This window comes from Clostridia bacterium (assembly GCA_017410375.1).
GTDB lineage: Bacteria > Bacillota > Clostridia > RGIG6154 > RGIG6154 > RGIG6154.
The window spans coordinates 1-13540 of record JAFQQW010000055.1; the positions used below are offsets into that span (position 1 = coordinate 1).

The 13540-nt window shown below is 45.0% G+C and carries 14 protein-coding genes; 2 read left to right on the forward strand and 12 right to left on the reverse strand.

What is annotated here, in order from left to right; genetic code table 11:
• Window positions 1-140 precede the first annotated feature (140 nt).
• The 3 genes from IJE10_08560 to IJE10_08570 all read right to left on the reverse strand — a co-directional run bounded on the left by IJE10_08560 (window position 141) and on the right by IJE10_08570 (window position 3567).
• On the reverse strand, window positions 141-497 hold the full coding sequence (locus IJE10_08560; GenBank protein ID MBQ2968152.1) for a helix-turn-helix domain-containing protein: 357 nt from the start codon (window positions 495-497) through the stop codon (window positions 141-143).
• A 48-nt stretch (window positions 498-545) separates the two neighbouring features.
• Entirely contained in the window at window positions 546-3254 is a 2709-nt protein-coding gene (locus IJE10_08565) for an S-layer homology domain-containing protein (GenBank protein MBQ2968153.1), read from the reverse strand.
• A 103-nt stretch (window positions 3255-3357) separates the two neighbouring features.
• Window positions 3358-3567, reverse strand: a complete 210-nt coding sequence (locus tag IJE10_08570; protein MBQ2968154.1) for a DUF378 domain-containing protein — start codon at window positions 3565-3567, stop codon at window positions 3358-3360.
• A gap of 137 nt (window positions 3568-3704) precedes the next feature.
• Here IJE10_08570 and IJE10_08575 point away from each other — a divergent pair, with 137 nt between their 5' ends.
• Window positions 3705-4313, forward strand: coding sequence for a cytidylate kinase-like family protein (locus IJE10_08575; GenBank protein MBQ2968155.1), 609 nt, complete (start codon window positions 3705-3707; stop codon window positions 4311-4313).
• A gap of 72 nt (window positions 4314-4385) precedes the next feature.
• Here the strand turns inward: IJE10_08575 and IJE10_08580 are convergent, their stop codons facing one another.
• Genes IJE10_08580 through IJE10_08620 form a run of 9 tightly spaced genes read right to left on the reverse strand, consistent with a single transcriptional unit; the run spans window position 4386 to window position 12860 of the window.
• Window positions 4386-5036: a V-type ATP synthase subunit D gene (locus IJE10_08580; GenBank protein MBQ2968156.1), complete on the reverse strand. Its 651-nt coding sequence runs from the start codon at window positions 5034-5036 to the stop codon at window positions 4386-4388.
• 17 nt (window positions 5037-5053) lie between these two features.
• A complete protein-coding gene (locus tag IJE10_08585) occupies window positions 5054-6424 on the reverse strand; it encodes a V-type ATP synthase subunit B (GenBank protein ID MBQ2968157.1) in 1371 nt (456 codons plus the stop codon).
• 4 nt (window positions 6425-6428) lie between these two features.
• A complete protein-coding gene (locus IJE10_08590; GenBank protein MBQ2968158.1) occupies window positions 6429-8192 on the reverse strand; it encodes a V-type ATP synthase subunit A in 1764 nt (587 codons plus the stop codon).
• A 15-nt stretch (window positions 8193-8207) separates the two neighbouring features.
• Complete coding sequence (locus IJE10_08595) at window positions 8208-8537, reverse strand: V-type ATP synthase subunit F (protein ID MBQ2968159.1); 330 nt, start codon at window positions 8535-8537, stop codon at window positions 8208-8210.
• 3 nt (window positions 8538-8540) lie between these two features.
• Window positions 8541-9509: a V-type ATPase subunit gene (locus IJE10_08600; protein ID MBQ2968160.1), complete on the reverse strand. Its 969-nt coding sequence runs from the start codon at window positions 9507-9509 to the stop codon at window positions 8541-8543.
• A gap of 15 nt (window positions 9510-9524) precedes the next feature.
• The gene (locus IJE10_08605) at window positions 9525-10100 is read right to left on the reverse strand and encodes a V-type ATP synthase subunit E (GenBank protein MBQ2968161.1); all 576 of its coding nucleotides are present in this window, start codon (window positions 10098-10100) and stop codon (window positions 9525-9527) included.
• A 13-nt stretch (window positions 10101-10113) separates the two neighbouring features.
• Window positions 10114-10590 carry a V-type ATP synthase subunit K gene (locus tag IJE10_08610; protein ID MBQ2968162.1) on the reverse strand — a complete coding sequence of 159 codons (477 nt, stop codon included), beginning with the start codon at window positions 10588-10590 and terminating at the stop codon, window positions 10114-10116.
• A gap of 4 nt (window positions 10591-10594) precedes the next feature.
• On the reverse strand, window positions 10595-12517 hold the full coding sequence (locus tag IJE10_08615; GenBank protein MBQ2968163.1) for a V-type ATP synthase subunit I: 1923 nt from the start codon (window positions 12515-12517) through the stop codon (window positions 10595-10597).
• A gap of 34 nt (window positions 12518-12551) precedes the next feature.
• On the reverse strand, window positions 12552-12860 hold the full coding sequence (locus tag IJE10_08620) for a hypothetical protein (protein ID MBQ2968164.1): 309 nt from the start codon (window positions 12858-12860) through the stop codon (window positions 12552-12554).
• A gap of 150 nt (window positions 12861-13010) precedes the next feature.
• Here IJE10_08620 and IJE10_08625 point away from each other — a divergent pair, with 150 nt between their 5' ends.
• On the forward strand, window positions 13011-13505 hold the full coding sequence (locus IJE10_08625; GenBank protein MBQ2968165.1) for a shikimate kinase: 495 nt from the start codon (window positions 13011-13013) through the stop codon (window positions 13503-13505).
• The last annotated feature ends 35 nt before the right edge of the window (window positions 13506-13540 follow it).

Sequence of the window (13540 nt, forward strand, 5' to 3'; positions counted from 1 at the left end):
AGCAAAAACGCATTTATCAAAAGAAAACGCGCAAAATTTTGCGTGTTTTCTTCATTTTGTGTCTTTCTCGTGCGTTTGCACAAACTTTGTTCGCCTTTATACTCGCGTTTTTGCGATCCGGACTTTTTTTACATTCCCTTTCATTCTAATTCATCTAATTCCTGCATCAGTCGTTCCAGAATCTCTTTGCGTTTTTCTTCGGGCACGTCCGAAAGGCGTCTTGCCGCAAAAAGCACATCCTCCGGGAAGTACTCTTTCCCCTCAAGCGGATACTTATCTTCGCTTTCCCCTAAGACCCATGCAGGATTTACACCCAGACAGGCACAAATGGATTCCACCACCGGACGTTTGATGACTACAATACCGCCCACCTCGTAACGCTGAATTGTAGAACGGTCAACCCCAACAAACTGTGCTACCTGTTGCAAGGTATATCCTTTGTTGGAACGGCTTTCTTTTAATCGGATGCCAATTTCCCGGTTGGTTGTTTTTCGCATAGAACTCACTTCCTATAGTTTGAGGGCGGTTTCCCGCCCTCTTTGATTTTACTCTACAATGATATAAACGAAACGCAGATTGGTCGTATTTGCATAAATCATAACCTTAGACGCACCTGCACCCGAATCAATCCAGTCCATGATGTATTCCTTGGTTGCTTCGGTGTTCAATCTCTTAGCTTCGGATTCTTTCTTGTCATACACAAAGAATTTTGTACCCGAACTGAAATTGATGGTGTATCGTGTGATTTCGTCGTTGATATTGCCTTCCAGATCCACTAAATCGCCATTTTCATTTACAGTGCCAAGCGAAATAACGAAACGTTCTTCGTCACGGCTGTACACCGTACCGCAGATGCTGAGCTGTGTTGCGTTGGTTGCGGTTGTAACCGTTCCTTCTGTATAGTAGCGCTTGCCTGCCGCCTTGGAAGGATACAACAAGGTAAAGGATTCATCCTCCGGGTCAAAGATACGGTAAATGTCTTCGATAACGCCCTTGTTGTTCTGCTTGTAGCGAACAATATCACCAATCTTTGCACCGCTGCTGTTAAATACAGCACGGTTCTTGGTCTGACGGGTTACCTCTTTACCGTTTAAGATAAACTTCAGCTCATAAACGTTTGTTCCTTCGCTGTTTTGTACAATATATGCATCGGTCAGCAACGCAGGATAGCTTGTTGTACTTACCGCCGCAGACCCATACACCAGGAGGTAATCTGCAACACCGGTAGCAGATACATCATACGCCTCAATATTGTATTTTCCGAGGTTAGAAAGTCTGCTGTAGGTTGCCACCACATAATCTTCCGTGTTGCCACGGTCAGACGGAATCAAAATAACCTTTGACGTGTTGGTGCTTAAGGAAAGGTTCATATCCTTAAAGCTTCGGGTCGAACTCTGGTATACCGCATCTTTGGTATAGCCCTTGCCCAGAACCAGCTCGCGGGCTTTGTCGCCATTTTCCACCATTGTATAGATTGCACTTACAACACTTCCGCTCAGTTCATATTTAATTAACTGGGAGGTTTCTGTACCTTTGGCATTTTCATCCTTGTTGGTGAGGTCACAGGTATCCTTTAACTCGTCTTCAATTTCATCCCAGTCATAACGGACACCGTTGATAGTCATGTTTTTGTCACAGTCGTAAATGCCGATTTTACCATCTAAGGTCAGCATTTTAATCTGTGTTTTTTCTGCATCTTCATCAGGTCCTACTGCAATCAGGTAACCAACCTTTGCATTCAGCTCTGCACGAACCGAATACAGAATCTGGTTTTCTTCACTCAGATATACAGTTGCCTTATCCCCTACCTGTAATGCTTCTGCAGGTGTTTTGCTCATGTATTCCACATAATCACTGCAGGCTTCATATGATTTGCCGGCTACATAATACACCTCGCCATTTTCGGCAATTCTGGAAACTTCGCCGGTCTTTGTTGCGGTTACAATTGTTACTGTAATATTATTATCGTTTTCTGCAATCAGCAAAACATCTTCTTTTTTGATTGCGGAGAATTCTACTTCAGATTTGTTTTTATAGAACTTAACCTTAACCACATCCGGATTGAGCACAATCTTTTCGCTTGTGTTATATTTATTGGTTACGGTTTTATTCAGAGAATCCAGTGCATTTACAACCACCACGCGGGTATCTTTGATTTCGATTAAGTCAATCACTTCATCATCATCACAGTCAATCATACGAACCACACCGGTGTTGGGTTTGGAAATTCTGTCAAGATCGGTTGCAAGACCGTTATAAAGGAATACGGTTTGTCCGTTAAATGCAAGATACGAGGTTTTGGACGCATCCTCATTTTCCAGATAAGTAATACCGTTTTCGTCCAGGTCTTCCACCAAATCTCTGTGCACTTCATAAACAACGTTACGGTCGGACGGAGTGAAAGAAATCAAGATCTTTACATTGTTTTTAAGCTTGTAATAGAATTCACCGAAATAACCGAAGTATTTTTTTGCATCAGTTTCGCCCGCTGCATGAATTTCACCGTCAATTTCCACTTCGGTTGCACCGATACGTTTGCCGGTATGGGTAAATGCCTTGCCTGCAATACCGGTTACAACACCTTCATCTTTCACATAACCAAGCTTATCGGTTAAAATGTTATGACCGGGACGTACCTGATAATCGGTTTCGTTTACTTTTTCCATCAGGTCTACTTCCAGACAGTTGTATACAAGCTGTGCCACAATACCGCGGGGCGCGTTTTCACTGTAAGCCATAACCGCATCTTTAGTAATGCCCAAATCATTTGCCACTACCAGATAACCTGCAGGCCAGCCGCCGTTTTCGATGGCGCTGCTTTCATAACCCAATGCGCAAACAAGCATTTTTACAACCTGTTCATAAGTTACAGGATTATAAGGACCAAAGGTACCGTCGCCATAGCCTGCGATAATGCCCATGTCATAGGCAACCTTAGTCGCATTTAAAATCCATTCATCACAGCTTTCGGGTGTAACATCTGTAAAGGGCAGATTATTCAAATCTGCTTTCAAATCGCTGACACCTAAAATTCTGGTTACGATAACGCTGAATTCCGCACGGGAAATCTCGTGGTTCGGACGGAATGCACCCGTACCTGCGTCACCTAAAATAATGCCGAAATCCGAAAGGACATCAATTGCTTCATAATATTCATGCGTTTCAAAAACATCGGTAAAGCTTGCGCCCATAGCCGATATGCCACATGAAAACAGCAAAGACAGACAAAGAAGTATACAAAACAGTCTCTTCATGCTAAAACCCTCTTTCTTTTAAAAATTTTGTCTCTTTATATTCTAACACAAAAGCTATGTAAAGTCAATAAAAATATGCACCCCTTACGGGGTGCACATTTTCTCATTTCATGGATTCTTCGTGTCCTGTACGGTCCCGGAACAAAAGGGTAATGCTCCAGATGCCCGCGATACCCACAAGGGTGTAAATGATACGGCTGATGACAGAAAACTGACCGCCGAAGATGGTTGCCACCACGTCAATACCAAAAAGCCCGATTGCGCCCCAGTTGAGTGCGCCGATGATGACTAAAATAAGAGAAATTGTATCCATGGTATATAACTCCTTTCCTATTCGGTAACAGTATAACCAAAAAATTTAAAAAAAATGCATTGCCCATTGAAATTTTTTAAAATTTATGTTATACTGGAATCAGAAAGATAAGAATATATAAAAAGGAGGCAACAAATATGGTAATCACCATCAGCAGACAGTTTGGTACAGGCGGTATCGAAATCGGCAAGAAATTAGCAGAGATGTTAGGTTACGATTATTATGACAAGGAAATTATCGAAATGGCATCCGAAAAAAGCGGCATCAGCGAAGAAATGTTTGAGAGAGCGGAAAAGGAGCATAACAGTTTTCTGTATTCCCTGGCAACCGCAAATTATGCAGGGTATACCACATCTATTTTCAATGCAGATATTTCCAATTCGGACAATTTGTTTGTGATTCAGTCAAACGTAATCCGTGAAGTGGCTAAAAAAGGCAATTGCGTTATTGTTGGTCGCTGCGGCAATCAGGTTCTGGCAGAAGAACCGCATGTTTTAAAGGTGTACTTACATGCCGACAAGGAATACCGTATTAACCGCGTTATGTCCAATTTAAATATCGGCAGAAAAGAAGCTGAAACCCTTGTGAAAAAGACCGATAAGAAGAGAGCATCTTACTACAACTTCTTTACAAGCGGTACCTGGGGCAGCGCAAGCGAATACGATGTTTGCTTAAATGCTTCGGTAGTGGGCTTGGACGGCACTGCAGATGTCATCCGCGTACTGGCTGAAAAATTAGTAAAATAAACTAAAAAAAGAGCCGATAAGGCTCTTTTTTTCTATTTCTGTTTTTTAAAAAAGAGGCCATAAGCCTCTTTTTTATTTTGCTTGTAAATTCTGTTCAATCATCATGTCCTTGATTTTCATCAGTCTGGTGGTGCTGGAGCGCTCGTTTTCGTCCAGCTTCATGACGATATAGCGGATGGTGTCTTGTGTATCGGGAATTAAGACGTGCTCTAAGGCGTTTACGCGACGGCGCGTCTTTTCAATTTCTGCCGCCAAGAGTTGTGCTGCATTTTCCTGCTGAGCAAGGCGCAACATATCAGGTAAGATTTCGGCTAAAGTCAGAACGCCTGCGTCTAAGTCGCCGTTGGTATAGGCATAGCCGTAAGAGAAAATGTCATGGGGGTTATCGGTTTTGGTTTTGGTATTAAAAACCGGCACATCCACGCTCATGATATTCTTTTCGGAAACGGTAACCTCTACCCCTTGCTTTGGCAAAAGCAGGGCAGTTTGCAAAACCTCTTTGGACATGACGGATTGCGCCATAATCAAAGAGCGGTTTGCCTTTTCAATCGCCTGCTCCACCTTTTCGCGCAAGATTTTATTTTCCCGCACAATATCCAAAAACTGACGCATCAGCTCATCCCGCTTATCTTTTAAAAGCTTATGACCGCGTGTCGCCACGGCAAGCTTCTTTTTAAGCTTACTCAGCTCCATACGGGTGGGATTCACAGATAAAATTGCCACGGCTTACACCTCCTGCGTTAGTTTTTGTAATACTTTTCAATAAATTCGTCTTTAATACGTTTCAGTTCCGATTTCGGCAGAATGGAAAGCAATTCCCAGCCGATTTCCAAGGTTTCTTCAATGCCTCGGTCGTTGTCATAGCCCTGGGACACGTATTTTTCTTCAAAAGCTTCGGCAAACTGCGCATACAGCTTATCAATATCCGAAAGAGCTGCTTCGCCCAGGATTGCCATCAGTTCTTTGGCTTCCTTACCTCTTGCGTATGCCGCAAACAGCTGATTCATGGTGTTTGCATGGTCTGCACGGGTCTTGCCCTCACCGATACCCTTATCTTTAAGACGGGAAAGCGACGGCAAAACATCCACGGGAGGCATGATGTTTTTACGGTACAGCTCACGGGACAGAATAATCTGACCTTCTGTGATGTAGCCGGTAAGGTCAGGAATCGGATGAGTCTTATCATCTTCCGGCATGGTTAAAATCGGAATTAAGGTGATAGAGCCGTCTTTTCCTTTCAGTCTGCCTGCGCGTTCGTACATTGCCGCAAGGTCTGTGTACATATAACCGGGGTAACCGCGACGACCCGGCACTTCTTTTCTTGCCGCGGACACTTCACGCAAGGCGTCTGCATAGTTTGTGATATCGGTAATGATAACCAGAACGTGCATCCCCTTTTCGAAAGCCAAAAATTCTGCGGCAGTAAGCGCCATTTTCGGAGTTGCGATACGTTCGATAGCCGGGTCGTTTGCAAGGTTTACAAACAGCACCGTTCTGTCGATTGCACCGGTTCTTGTAAATTCTTCTTTAAAGTAATTTGCTTCTTCAAAGGTGATACCTACAGCCGCAAATACTACTGCAAAGCTTTCATCCTTACCGAGCACCTTTGCCTGACGGGCAATCTGTGCCGCTAAATTTGCGTGCGGCAAACCCGAACCCGAGAAGATAGGCAGTTTCTGCCCTCTAACTAAGGTGTTCAAGCCATCAATTGCCGAAACACCCGTCTGAATGAATTCGGAGGGGTAATTTCTTGCGGCAGGGTTCATGGGCACACCGTTGATGTCTACGCGCTGTTCGGGGATAATTTCGGGACCGCCGTCAATGGGGTTTCCGAGACCATCAAACATACGGCCTAACATATCTTCGGATACGCCAAGCTCGATACCGCGTCCTAAAAAGCGTACTTTTGAATTGGAAAGGTTGATTCCTGCGCTGTTTTCAAACAACTGCACCAATGCGTTGGTACCGTTGATTTCCAGCACTCTGCAACGACGGATTTCACCGCTTTCCAGCTCGATTTCACCAAGCTCATTATAGGTTGCCTGTTCTACATCTTGCACCAGCATCAAAGGACCTGCAACCTCTTTTATGGTACGATATTCTTTTGCCATGGGTTTAGTCCTCCTTTACTGCTGCCTGTTCGAGCTGAACATCCAATGCATGCAGAATTTCTTCAAATGCATCTTTTGTTTCCTGCTCAGGCAGGTATTTGAATCTGCCGATTTGTTCGCGTGCCGGCAAAGAGAAGATTGCGTTTACCGGAACGCCGTTCTTTAATGCTTCATTGGCTTTGTCATAGTATGCCAGAACCAATTTCATCATCAGAAGCTGTTTATTTAAAGAAGTGAAGGTATCCACTTCATGGAACGCATCCTGATGCAAGAAGTCTTCACGGATAGAGCGTGCTGCTTCCAATTTGATACGGTCGGGCGCGGAAAGGGCGTCCATACCAACCAGTTTTACAATTTCGTCCAGTTCCTCTTCTTCCTGCAGGAGAAGCATCATGCGGTTTCTGCAAACCATCCAGTCGGGCGAAACCTCCTGATCAAACCAGTTCTTCATGCTGTCTAAATACAGCGAATAGGATTTCAGCCAGTTAATTGCCGGGAAATGTCTCTTATACGCAAGGGCAGAGTCTAAGCTCCAGAACACCTTTACGATACGTAAGGTTGCCTGGGATACAGGCTCGGAAATGTCACCGCCCGGAGGGGATACTGCACCGATAACCGAAAGCTCACCGGTACGTTCTTCGCTACCTAAGGTGTACACTCTGCCTGCCCGTTCATAGAACTGTGCCAGGCGCGAACCTAAGTATGCAGGATACCCTTCTTCACCGGGCATTTCTTCCAAACGTCCGCTCATTTCGCGAAGCGCTTCTGCCCAACGGGAGGTGGAGTCACCCATAAGTGCCACAGAATAGCCCATATCTCTGAAATATTCTGCGATGGTAATACCTGTATAGATCGATGCTTCACGCGCTGCAACCGGCATGTCGGAGGTGTTGGCAATCAGCACCGTTCTTTCCATAAGCGTAAGACCTGTTTTGGGGTCTTTGATTTCGGGGAATTCGTTTAAAACGTCGGTCATTTCGTTGCCACGTTCACCGCAACCGATGTAGACCACGATATCTGCGTCTGCCCATTTTGCCAGCTGATGCTGTACAACCGTTTTACCGCTGCCGAAAGGTCCGGGAACTGCAGCTACACCACCCTTGGAAATGGGGAAAAGTGTATCAATGACGCGCTGACCCGTAACAAGGGGCATATCGGGAGACATTTTCTGCTTATACGGTCTGCCGCGGCGTACCGGCCATTTCTGCATAAGGGTAAGCTCTTTTTTGCCCTTTGCGGTTTCCACCACGCAAACCGTTTCTTCTACTGTAAAATCGCCCTTTTCGATAGAAAGGATTGTACCCTCTACCCCATAGGGAACCATAATTTTCTGTACAACTGCCTGTGTTTCCTGCACCGTTCCTAAGATGTCGCCTGCAACAACCTTAGCGCCTGCAGAAAGCACCGGTACAAACGTCCATTTCTTTTCTCTGTCCAGAGAAGGTACTGAAACACCTCTGTGCAGGTTTGTACCTACCTGCTCCATGATTTTATTTAAAGGTCTCTGGATACCGTCATAGATACCTGAAATCAGACCCGGTCCCAACTCTACCGAAAGGGGTGCACCAGTAGAAATTACCGGTTCACCGGGGCCTAAGCCGGAGGTTTCCTCGTAAACCTGCACCGATGCCTGATCGCCGTGCATTTCAATGATTTCACCAATCAAGCCGTGCTGACTTACCTTTACCACATCGAACATGTTTGCATCGCGCATGTTCGACGCTACAACCAACGGTCCTGAAACCTTTACGATTGTTCCGTTTGCCATAATCTTACTCCATTCTTATTCCTGATTAAAAATAATATCCGAACCGACAGCCTGTTCCACTGCCTTCTTTACATAGCTTACACCAAAGCCCGTACTGCCTGAAACCGACGGAATCGGAATGATTGCAGGTGTAGGCTTTGTGCGGTATTCGTCCAAAATATCCGACACCGCTTCTGCAAAGTTTTCGGTTATAAAAATCACCGTATATTCTCTGGCAATCAACGCTTTCAGTGCATCCTCTGCTTCTTCCCCGTTTTTAACGGGTACAGGGTCAAGCCCCAGCACCTTGAATGCAGAAATACTGTCGTAATCGCCTAAAATACCGATACGTTTATTCACTGCCATAGACTACCCTCTCAATCTTTCCCGGATTTCCTGCTCGGAAAAGCCGTTGATTTTGCAGGATAAAATAATCCGCACCGACAAAAGCTCTGCCTGTTTCTTTAAAATGAACGCCAGAAGGGGTTCAACACCTAAGATAACGTATTTTGCCTGCTCGGTAAAAGCGGTTATCTTTTCGTCCGCGTACTTTTCAAAAGCACTGATACCCTCTTTCAACGCAGACACCGCTTCCCCGTAGTTGCAGGATTCGATGTAGCCAAAAAGCGCATCGCTGTTGCTTAAGGCATTTTCAATCAGGGCTTCCCGATTGAATGCCGAATGCTTAGAAAGGGCTTTTTCCAGAAAGCTTCTGTCCTTTTCGGTCTTTTGCGCTCTGTAAGCAATTTTGATGTCCGAAAGTGCATTTTTTAAGGTCACAAACTCTTTGATAAATGAACTTCCGCTCTCGTTTGCCGCCTGCATCATAGCATCCATTGCCGCTTTGTCCAAAGCAATATCCGAAAGCTGACTGTCCTCGGTTTCCGCAAGAAGGCTGTAGCTATACTCTGCCGCCTCTTTAAAAGGCGATTGCAGCAACCCAAAATTCTTGGTAGAAATCGCCTGCTCAATTTGCGCTGCATCCAATGTGCCCGGCTCTAAGAACAGATGCTTGTATTCCTTTACCCCTGCAAAGGTTGCCTTAATCATCACCTTGATATTATGGAAATCGTTTTCATACATTAAAATATCAAGAGATGCACCCTTTGGCATAACCTCCCGCACCGTTTCCCAGCATAGCTGTTGCTGGGCTTTAAGCAGTTTTTCAAAATCCTGCGGTGCACAAGGCTCTGAGCCGTAGCCCTTATCTGCAAGGACACGCATAGCCTCTTCGGGTGTTTTGCACAAAATCAGGCTTTCAATATCACTTTTGTCCAAAAGCTTGTTTTCCAACGCGCGGATGTATGCAACGCCATAAGCGTAATCTGCCTGTCTCACCTTTACACCTCCGCCTTAAAACAGCTCGTGGCATACTATATCCACCAGCATTTCGTGATGCTCTCTGAAAAGGGCTTCTACCGCACAGTTTTCTTCAATCATGCCATACTTTAAGATAAATCCGCCCCGAATGTCCGCTGTGTCAGCCGACAAAGTAAGTCCTGCCTTTTCCATAGCGGTTTTCATGCCGTCCGAAAGGCGAGCTTTATCTTTTGCATTAAATACGATCTCACCCTTTTGAGCGTCGTTTTTATGCTTTGCAAGAAGCTTTTCCATAAGCGCCATATACTCGGCATCCTGCATATTGTAAACCGTTTCTTCTGCTTTTAAAAGGGTTTCGGTAATTAAACGGTTTTTTTCGGCTAAGATTGCCTGTGCCTTTTCCTTTGCGGCACCCGAAATTGCGGAGGTGGTTAAGATTTCGCTGTCTTTTCTTGCCTGTTCGCAAGTTTTTTCACCGTCTGCCTGCGCACGCGCTTTATATTCTGCCAGAATTTCTGTGTACTTTGCATCTGCCTGCTTTAGAATTTCCTTGGCTTTTTCCTGCGCGTCAGCGGCAATACGGTCGGTTATAATCCGCAAATCTGCCATTGTCCGCTCCTCCTTACATACCTGTTACCATAAGGAAAGAGGTGATGAATGCCAGAAGTGCATACAATTCTACCAAAGAAGCAGAAACGATAGCCTTAGAGGATTCCTGGGGACGTTTTGCCACAAGGCTTACACCAGAGGTTGCTACTCTGCCCTGATACATTGCGGAGAAAAGACCGCCAAGACCAATCGGCAGACAAGCTGCCAGATATAATAATCCCTGAACGGTACCTTCTGTGCTTGCGGGCAAAGGATCGCCGCCCAATACACCAATGTTTAAAAGAACCATAACGCCAACAATCAAGCCGTAAAGACCCTGTGTACCCGGCAGAAGCTGTAAAACCAGCAATTTACCGAACTTGGACGGGTCTTCCGAAACAACACCTGCAGCCGCTTCAGACGCCATACCAACGCCCTTTGAAGAACCGATACCAGCCAATACTACGGCGAAAACTACGCCTAACCATGCAAATAATGTACCATAACTCATTTTTTCATTCCTCCATAAACATATAATATTTTGTATTCATTTTAAGAGGGGCAAAAGCGCGTCCGCCGCCTTCATAAAATTTCGCAAAAAATTCAACATACTGCAATCGGTTTGTATGCACATACGCACCCAAGCAGTTTAATGCAAAGTTGATGAGGTGACCGATGATGAAAATCACCACAAACACAATCATCCCCACAACACCGCCGCCTGCCAGCTTGCCCATGGTGTTCACCACGTTGGCAATAACACCTGTGGCAAGACCAAGCGCCATCAGTCTTGAATAAGACAGTGCGTCCGACACATAGCTTGTTACATCATATAAGCTCAGTATACCGCTGAACAGCTTCATAATAATGTTTTTCTGACTGCGTCCCTGGGTCAGCACCAGACCGACCGCACCGCCAATCATCATATAAATACCTGCATCGGATAAACCGTCAATGCCAAACAGCATACCGCCTGCCATCACGCAGACACCGCACAGCACCACAATCCATAAGCCTACATCAAAAAGTGCCGCCAGACGCTCTTTTTGTCTCCAGAGGGTATAGAATTTGATGCCAAGGCCCACAAGAATCTGCACAAGACCCAATGCGATTGAGAAAATCATCAGGGTAAGCGGTTCTTCAATGGGGTTAATCCAAATCGGTTTCAGTCCCGGTATCAGGTCACCGAAAAAGCCGCCGTACATAAAGCCCCAGAAGGTTGTGGACACACCGCAGTAGAAAAACATTCTCATGTTGTTCTTTGTGCTCTGCTCCACTTTGGCAAAAAAGCCCAAGTAACCGCAAACCAGAACCATCAAAAGACCGTAGCCTGCATCCGAGAACATCATGCCGAAAAACAGATAATAGAAAAACGCCATAATCGGGTTGGGGTCAATATCGGTTTTGCCGGGCATGGAATAGGTGGTGGTAATGCCCTCCACCGGCTTGGCAAAGGCATTGTTTACGAGCAATACCGGCGTCTCCTCATCCTCGGGAATATCGGTAATTTCCACATACGAATTTGTTTTTTCGGTTAACAGCTTTTGGATTTTCTCCGCTTTTTTCTGCGGAACATAGCCATGCATCACAAAAGTCGTTTCGGTCTGGCAAAGCTTTTCCAGCTCGTTGTACTTATCAATACGCATTACCAGACGGTCGTGAAACATCTGAATTTCTGCTCTGCGCTCTGCCGCATCCAGAATGGTCTGCTTTTTAACCTTAGCTTCTTCTTTCAACGCTTCAATCCGCTGGCTTAACTGCTTGATTTTGTCTCTTGCACTCAAATGGGAAAGGGAAAATGCCGGGGGTACAAAGCCCGCTTCGCGCATTGCCTTTTCTGCATCTGCTTTTTTATCCTTCGGATACATAAAATACAGTCTTGTGCACTCTTTGTCCGCACTTACGATTTCAAAGTAAACAAAATCTTTGGCTGTACCCAGTAACGCTTCGATTTGCGCAATCTCCAGGCAACCCTGCGCCACACCGAGTGCCGATTCGGTGGCTTGTGTCCCCCCCGAATTTAAAGGCACGTCTAAGGTTTTCCAGGGTTCTAACACGGTGATACGGCTTAAAAGTCTGCCAATATCGGTATCAATTTCTGCAATGCGCTTATGGGCTGTGGAAATGCCGAGTATCAGGTCACCCATTTCTTTTGCCTCATTGGCCTGCATGGAAATCTTAGTCACATCCGCCTCTTTGCGCATGGCAAACATGGCTGTTTTTTCGGGTGCATACTCTTCTAAAATTGCAAGCGCCTGCACCGCGGCATTTAAATGCCGTTCAAAGCCGATAATGCTGTTTGAAACATCCACCTGCTCTAAGCTTTTATCCTTTGCGGGAATAAACTCTACCGAGGCGGTTTTCTGCAACAGCTCCATAACGGCTTTGCGCTGTGTTTTTAATCCGATAACCGAAATTTTTTTCATTTTGGCTATCATGCATTTATCACCACTTTTCTTTCAGGTCAAATTTTTAAAAAATCCTGTCAATCACTTTTTGAATTACATCCGCCTGCTTCTGACTTGTTTCGCGGTTCAATGCTTCTAAAGCCTCCTGCGTAGGAATTTTAGCTTTTTCACGCACCTTATCCGCTTCGGTCTGCGCATAATGAATGATATTCTTCGCTTCCGCGCCCGACTCGGTCTGCATACGGTTTAACAATGCTGCCCCGTCATCATGGGCTCTTGCGATTATGTCCTTTGCATCCTGCTCGGCTTTTGCAATGACCGCTGCCGCCTCCGCTTCCGCTTTTTTTACCTGTTCTACTGCCTGAAATGCCATATATGCACCTCCTTACAAATATACATTACTTATTATATACTGTTTTTCCATTTTTTTCAAGCTTTTTTTGATTGACATTGAATTTTTTTTACGATATAATGCATAGTATATCCTAAAAAGCGCAATTCCAACCAAAAAAGGAGATTTTTCATGAATATTACACTCATTGGCATGCCGGGTGCAGGCAAAAGCACGGTTGGCGTTATTTTGTCCAAAATTTTAAACTTGAATTTTGCAGACACCGATATTTTAATTCAGCAATCCGCAGGGCAAAAGCTTGCGGAAATTATTGCAAAAAGCGGTACGGAAGGCTTTTTGGAGCTGGAAAAAGAGACCATACTGCAGACCAACTTCAAAAATACGGTAATCGCCACGGGCGGCAGTGTTGTGTATAGGGAAGAAAGCATACTTCACCTGAAAAAACTTGGCAAGGTTGTGTATATTAAAGTATCGCTTGCCGAAATCGAAAAGCGGGTAAAAAGTATGTCTAAGCGCGGTGTTGTGGCACTAAATGCCAAGACAATTCCCGAGCTTTACAACGAACGCAAAGCCCTTTATGAAAAATATGCAGACCTTACCGTTTGCACCGACGGGCTGGATTTAGAGGAAAGTGCCGTAAAAATTGCCGAACTTCTTGAAATTTGACAAAACTTTCACATTTATCATCTTGACGTGAGCAA

Coding starts and splice junctions, on each gene's coding strand:
- IJE10_08560 (MBQ2968152.1), bottom strand. CDS start 497: ATGCGAAAAACAACCAACCGGGAAATTGGCATCCGATTAAAAGAAAGC.
- IJE10_08620 (MBQ2968164.1), bottom strand. CDS start 12,860: ATGGCATTTCAGGCAGTAGAACAGGTAAAAAAAGCGGAAGCGGAGGCG.
- IJE10_08575 (MBQ2968155.1), top strand. CDS start 3,705: ATGGTAATCACCATCAGCAGACAGTTTGGTACAGGCGGTATCGAAATC.
- IJE10_08615 (MBQ2968163.1), bottom strand. CDS start 12,517: ATGATAGCCAAAATGAAAAAAATTTCGGTTATCGGATTAAAAACACAG.
- IJE10_08625 (MBQ2968165.1), top strand. CDS start 13,011: ATGAATATTACACTCATTGGCATGCCGGGTGCAGGCAAAAGCACGGTT.
- IJE10_08610 (MBQ2968162.1), bottom strand. CDS start 10,590: ATGAGTTATGGTACATTATTTGCATGGTTAGGCGTAGTTTTCGCCGTA.
- IJE10_08590 (MBQ2968158.1), bottom strand. CDS start 8,192: ATGGCAAACGGAACAATCGTAAAGGTTTCAGGACCGTTGGTTGTAGCG.
- IJE10_08605 (MBQ2968161.1), bottom strand. CDS start 10,100: ATGGCAGATTTGCGGATTATAACCGACCGTATTGCCGCTGACGCGCAG.
- IJE10_08585 (MBQ2968157.1), bottom strand. CDS start 6,424: ATGGCAAAAGAATATCGTACCATAAAAGAGGTTGCAGGTCCTTTGATG.
- IJE10_08595 (MBQ2968159.1), bottom strand. CDS start 8,537: ATGGCAGTGAATAAACGTATCGGTATTTTAGGCGATTACGACAGTATT.
- IJE10_08565 (MBQ2968153.1), bottom strand. CDS start 3,254: ATGAAGAGACTGTTTTGTATACTTCTTTGTCTGTCTTTGCTGTTTTCA.
- IJE10_08570 (MBQ2968154.1), bottom strand. CDS start 3,567: ATGGATACAATTTCTCTTATTTTAGTCATCATCGGCGCACTCAACTGG.